The organism is Streptomyces sp. H39-C1, assembly GCF_027158125.1.
GTDB lineage: Bacteria > Actinomycetota > Actinomycetes > Streptomycetales > Streptomycetaceae > Actinacidiphila > Actinacidiphila fildesensis.
Genome location: NZ_JAPVLS010000259.1, coordinates 1 through 1,404, shown reverse-complemented (window position 1 = coordinate 1,404; position 1,404 = coordinate 1). Strand labels below are relative to the sequence as shown.

At 66.2% G+C, this 1,404-nt stretch carries 1 protein-coding gene; it reads left to right on the top strand.

The features are described from left to right. Positions 1-53: 53 nt before the first annotated feature. On the top strand, positions 54-1,214 hold the full coding sequence (locus tag O3W51_RS48080) for an IS701 family transposase (RefSeq protein ID WP_138351468.1): 1,161 nt from the start codon (positions 54-56) through the stop codon (positions 1,212-1,214). The last annotated feature ends 190 nt before the right edge of the window (positions 1,215-1,404 follow it).

Here is a 1,404-nt window from a genome sequence, read left to right as displayed (position 1 = left end):
TACTGCAACGGCGTTTGGCGTGACTGGTGGCCAGGGCCGTCGTTGATTTGACTATGGGTGGGGAACTCAGTGACATCAGGACGTGGGCGGCCGGTCTGGGCGAGTTGCACGAGCGGTTTGTGCACCGATTTGCCCGGTCGGAGCCGCGGGAGTCGGCGCTGGCTTATATGCAGGGGCTGATCGCTCCGTTGGAGCGGAAGAACGGCTGGACGCTCGCGGAGGAGGCCGGGCACGCGGCCCCCGATCGCATGCACCGGCTGTTGAACCGGTGCGACTGGGACGCCGATGAAGTCCTCGACGACGTCCGCGACTACGTCGTGGAACATCTCGGCGACCCGGACGCGGTGCTGATCGTGGACGACACCGGGTTCCTGAAAAAGGGCGTCCGCTCGGCCGGAGTCCAGCGCCAATATTCCGGAACCGCCGGGCGAACAGAAAATTGTCAGGTGGGTGTCTTCCTCGCCTATGCCGGCGCCCGGGGCCGCACGCTGATCGACCGCCGCCTGTATCTGCCCACGTCATGGACCGATGACCGCGAACGCTGCCGGGCCGCGGGGATCGAGGACACGGTCGCCTTCGAGACGAAAGTGGTGACCGCCAAGGCCATGGTCCGCCGGGCGATCACCGACAACATCCCGTTCCGGTGGGTGACGGCGGATGCCGCCTACGGCTTCTCCAAAGGCTGGCGGACCGAGCTCGAGCAGGCCGATGTCTTCCACGTCATGGCCACCACCCGCCACGACACCGTCGTCACCCGCTGGGCTATGGACCACCCGGTCCACGACCTGTTTCCCTCACTGCCCCGACAGAAGTGGAAACGCCGTTCGTGCGGCAACGGCGCCCACGGGCCCCGGATCTACGACTGGGCGAGGGTCGAAGTCCGTCCTTGGCATCGTGAAGACCGCCGGCACTGGGTCATCGCCCGCCGCAGCGTGAGCCGACCACAGGAGATCTCCTACTACATCGCCTACTGCCCGGCCGAGACCACACTCGATGAGCTGATCCGCGTCGCCGGCAGCCGGTGGGCTGTTGAAGAGTGCTTCCAAACCGCGAAGCAGGAATGCGGCCTGGACGACTACCAGGTCCGCCGCTACCCCGGCTGGCACCGCCACATCACCCTCGCTATGGCCGCCCACGCCTGCCTGACCGTCCTGCGGGCCCGCGCCCTCGATACGGAGAAAGCAGAAACGGATCCTCCCAGCTCATCCCCCTGACCCTGCCCGAAATCCGGCGACTGACCACCCGCCTGACACGGCCCCGAGCCCACCTCACCGACCACGTCCTGCACTGGTCACACTGGCGCCGCCGCCGACAATTCCAAGCCCGCATCAGCCACTACAAACGACGCGGCCACACACCACCAGAAACTGCCCACACATCAGAACAAAGACCGTTGCAGTACTA

Bases quoted from the DNA above. Each gene is read 5' to 3' on its own strand.
- O3W51_RS48080 (WP_138351468.1), top strand. From the start codon at position 54: ATGGGTGGGGAACTCAGTGACATCAGGACGTGGGCGGCCGGTCTGGGC.